Annotated in this window: 3 protein-coding genes; all 3 read right to left on the bottom strand. The window is 63.8% G+C overall.

The window, feature by feature from the left end:
* Nucleotides 1-172: 172 nt before the first annotated feature.
* Nucleotides 173-382: a hypothetical protein gene (locus RMN95_RS05130; RefSeq protein ID WP_309615877.1), complete on the bottom strand. Its 210-nt coding sequence runs from the start codon at nt 380-382 to the stop codon at nt 173-175.
* 9 nt (nt 383-391) lie between these two features.
* Nucleotides 392-745 (bottom strand): hypothetical protein, encoded by a 354-nt coding sequence (locus tag RMN95_RS05125; RefSeq protein ID WP_309615876.1) that lies wholly within the window; start codon nt 743-745, stop codon nt 392-394.
* Nucleotides 746-758: 13 nt separating this feature from the next.
* Nucleotides 759-4526, bottom strand: a 3768-nt coding sequence (locus RMN95_RS05120) for a PA14 domain-containing protein (RefSeq protein ID WP_309615875.1), incomplete at its 5' end; no start/stop codon positions are given.

Raw genomic sequence — 4526 nt, 5'->3', positions numbered from 1 at the left:
GGCAGAAAACCTGAGGCGCTTCACCGGTCCCAAAGTTACCCGCTGGCGCGTGTGATTGATTTCGTGGGCGATGAGTTTCTGATCCTGGAATGTGTCGACGGAACTGCAGCATGCCCATCTTGATCGTCGCGATGCTGCATTGGTGTTCATACAATGTCCGATGCTGCCTGGCCTACCGGTAGTCGGCCTCACCGGGGATGGTGTTCGGGATCGCTTCATCCGCCGCTAGGGCGCCGATCGCGTCGGTGGCCGGGTCGATGGGTTGCCCGAACGGGTCATGACTGGCACGCACGCCGATTCGTTGTCCGACCGCTTTGATGGTCTGGGTCTTATCCCCGTGCAGATTTGGGAATACCCACTGTGGCCAGAACGTTTCGTGCACTGACCAGATTCACTGTAAATCGCGCCAGGGGAGATAACCAGACTGGATGGCGTCAATCACGCTCTGCGAAAGATTCGCGCCAGCAAGTGCGTCCTTAGGTGACGCGGCGTGGTCCATGTCAGCATCTTCCAAAACCCAAGTACCGATGTAAGGGAGCTCGTCCTCGTTCGGCGCGGATTGCGCGAGCAACTCCAGTAGGCGAGTAAGTGATTGAACCGATTCACTTTTCGCTAAAACCCAATCGTCGACGGCGCGAAGTTGGTCCGCCTGCTCGTCGTCGATTGGGTTGGACGTTCCCAGCACGCCGCCACGGCCGTGAAACTGCCACCACAATTCCGCAAGGTTTTCCTCATCGACATCCATCGAGCCCATCCTTCTAGCCCATGACCACTTGGCCCGGAAGCCAAAGTGGTGAGGTAAGTAACAGCAATATTACGCCGCCGGCGGCTAATATTCCTCCGCCCAATTGCGCACCGCCATTTCCGACATCGACTGGGCCTCCGGGAGGGCCAGGTGTCACGATCGGGAGCGGGGCTCCGCCCGGCGAGTAGCCTGCTAGGGGGTACGACTGCCATGACGTAGTGAGAATTGGGGAGCTGGGGGGCGGAGGCGGAGGGAGGCCCCCGCACTGAAGATTGAACCGGTCCATATCATTCTTGATGCCCCTCTCCAAATTGTTTAGCGCTGTCAGGTGGCCAAGATCTGGGCCACCAACTCTCACCCCAAAACCTGTCTTTGGGTCGAACTTTGCATTAATTTTACGATTGTTCAGCTTTCCCAATTTGCGAACGATATCGGCCACGAGGCGAGCGCAAGCTGCTGCTCGTTTCCAGCCAGGGGGATCGATTGACTGCCCTGTCAGATCAAACATGTTGATGGGGTCGGCGGGGTAGTCGTAGCTGTTGCTCACTCCACCCTCGACCGGGTCGACGGACAGGAACCTGCCCAACGCCGGGACGTACTGGCGCACGCCCATCTCGATGGTCGCGATCGACCCCTGGTGCTCATACAGTTTCCTCGCTGCGCCGACATACCCGTAGTCGGCCTCCCCTGGGCTGGTATCCGGGATCGCATCATCCGCCGCCAACGTGCCGATACTGCCCGTAGCCGGATCGATGGGTTGCCCGAACGGGTCATACGACGCCCGCACCCCCACCCGCACACCTACCGCATTGGTGGTGAGGATCGTATCTCCATGCAGGTTCGGGAACGCCCACGTCGACGCGGCCCCCGGCGTTGCCGGGGCGCCTGTGGGTATCGTCACGTTCACTCCGCCCGGGAGGGTCAGGTCCCGCTCCAGCAGCACCCCCGTACCGCTCGCAACACCGAACAGCCCGGAACCGGCGAACAGGTACCGGATGGTGGTTGCGACAGCGCCCACCCCGGGACCTGCGGGGTCGTCGGTGCGCGAGACGACCCGGCCGGTCACGTCCCGCACATAGACGATCGTCGTCCCATCGGTGAGGGTCGTCGTCAGGTGCCGGTCTGCGACGTCATTGGTGAGGTTCTGGTCGGCGAGTTTCACCGTGTTGCCGTGCGCGTCATAGGTGAGCGTGCCTGCGGTCAGGGCGGTGCCGGACACCGGGGATGCGCCCGCTACTGCTGGTCCCGCCGGGACTGTGGTGGCGGTGAGGCGATCCGCCCAGTCGTAGCAATACCCCGTCACCGCCGGAGTGCCACCATCCTTGGTATCGGAGAAACTGGTGCGGTTCCCATCCCTTCCCGCAGCGGTGTTCACCCCGCAGGTGGAGGTTTGCGCAAAACCGTAGGTCAGGGTGTGCCTGGGGATGATCGCGGTGATCAACCGGCCCGCCGCATCATACGAATACGCGGAGGTTTCCACCTTGGCCCCGTCGGTGAGGGTGTTCTGCAAGATCCTGCCCGACTGTGAGCGCACCACAGTGTCCGCGACCTGGGCTTGCGGGGTGCCGCTGGTGGGGATGGTCTCCACCCACGCGTCCTTCAACACCGTGATGTCGTCGACCAGGATCTGGGCGGTGCCGTTCGGGGTCGACTGACCCTGCACCCGCACCACATGACTCGTGGCCGTCGCAGTGAACGGGTAGGTCGTTTTCACCCACGTCACTGTGCCGCCGGATGCCGCCGTCACAGTCGTCAACGCGGTGTCGCCGATACCGACCACACCCACCGCGACCTGCGTCACCGCGGGGGCGACCTGATCGGTTGCCGCCCACACGTCGACCGTGTACGACCGACCGACCACCAGACCGGTGACCGTCCTTGAGATGACGGATGCTGGCGCGGTCGTCTGGGTCAGTTTCACCGCCGCCGTGCCCGCGTGCTTGGCCGTCGTGACCGTCGCTGCGGTCGAGGGGCTCGTGGCTGCCCACCCGTCCGTGCCCGACTCGAACCCGGTCGTATAGGCCGTCTCCGCGGGACGGTTCACCGTCGACGCTGCCACCGGGGTGTTCGGGAACGCCCACCCGATCCCCGTGGTCGCCCCGGTCGGGTTGCGGGTGATCGACGACAGGCTGGTGCCGTTGGCGTAACTGACCGATTGCAGCAGCTGGGACGCCGCGTATACCGGGTCGGCGATGACCGCGCCATCCAGAGACACCGATTCGACCTTGCCATCCGCGTCATAGGTGAAGGCCTGCACCGATGCCACCCCACCCGCCGGACTCGTGGCGACACTGGTCACCCTGCCGGTCAGGGCCTCATATGCCGGAATCGTGACAGTATCGAACACATCCCGGGAGGAGACCACCCGGCCCAGGAGATCGGAGGTTGTGGTGATCTTCGACCCATTCGTCGACCCGGCGACGGCACCATCGGCCACAGACGTGACCAACGGGTTGCCTGCGGTGGAGTAGGTGAACACCGCAGTGCGGGCCGCGGCGCTCCCGAAGGCGGAGAACACCGTCGACGTCGGACGCGACCGGCCGTCGAACGTCGTGCACGACCAGGTGGTATCCCCTGACCGCTTCGAACCCACCGTGCGACCCAGGATGTCGTAGACGTATTCGGAGACCACCGCAGACCCCACGGCCGGGGCTGGCGCGGTCACCTTCTTCAGGAAGCCCGACTGCGGGGTCGTTGCCGGCAGTCCACAAATGACACTGCCCAGAGCCTCTTTGTCGCCCCAGTACTCGAAGGTAGAGCCCGCCGATGCCGGAGCGTTCGTCGCTACCGCAGCAGGCAGGCGCTTCGTCGTCCGCCTGAGCCATAACGTGCCCGGTGTCTCGTACGTGGTCGCTGTCTTCAGCCCCAACCCGCCCTGGTCGACTATGGAGCCGGTTACCGCACCCAACCACGGATGCGTGTACTCCAACGCCGTGACGATGTTCGGCACCTGCGCACTGGACACACCTGCAACTCCGGTCGGCGCGGAATCAAACATTGTCGTGCCGTTCGCCAGACCGTAATCGGGCTTCAACGCGGAGCCGGGTACTAGCTCGCTCACCCCGTCGGGGCGCACCCAGTGCAACTGCAGCAGGGCATTGCCGGTGCCCTCCCGATATTGCAACCGGATGCGACGCGCCTCGCCCGCTACGGCCGTCACCGTGCCGGCAACCTGGTTCCAGTGCTCGCCGACGCCCTGCCAATCGTCGATCACCGGCACGTCATCCACCCACAGCTGGGTGCCATCATCCGCATAGGTTTTGAGTGTGTAGATGCCCGACGTAGGGAACGTAATCAGCCCGGTCAACCGCATCGAGATGTTGTCGAAAAGCGACCCCGGAGGCAGTGACCCAGCCGGGAAGGTGGTGTTCACCGCTCCGCCGGTGGCCCCGGCAATGCCCAACCCGAATGACAGCGGCCGACCCGACAACGCCGGATTGTTGTAATATGCCACATGTAGTCCGACGAGGCCCTGGTCGTATCCGGTCGCCGTGTGCGCGGGAACCACCGGGCACGACGCCAACGGCAGCCGGTTGGCGCCGAAACAGGACGCCGGGGCTGGCCCGTAGGCATCCGTCAACCGGTCTTGTTTGTTGTAGATGTTCGTTACCATCAGGCCCTGGGCGTCAGTGGATGAAAGCACCAGATCCTTCGGATCCCACACCTGCGATGCCGTCGAGCCCACCGCGCTCTTGGCCGTCAGTTGCCGCCACGCGCTGTCGTAGGTGACTGTTTTGGCGTGCGCACCGGGCGGTAGTGCGAGACCGGCGATATCCACAAA

It is taken from the genome of Salinibacterium sp., assembly GCF_031364185.1.
Taxonomy (GTDB): Bacteria; Actinomycetota; Actinomycetes; order Actinomycetales; family Microbacteriaceae; genus Rhodoglobus.
This window is presented reverse-complemented; position numbering and strand designations above follow the sequence as displayed.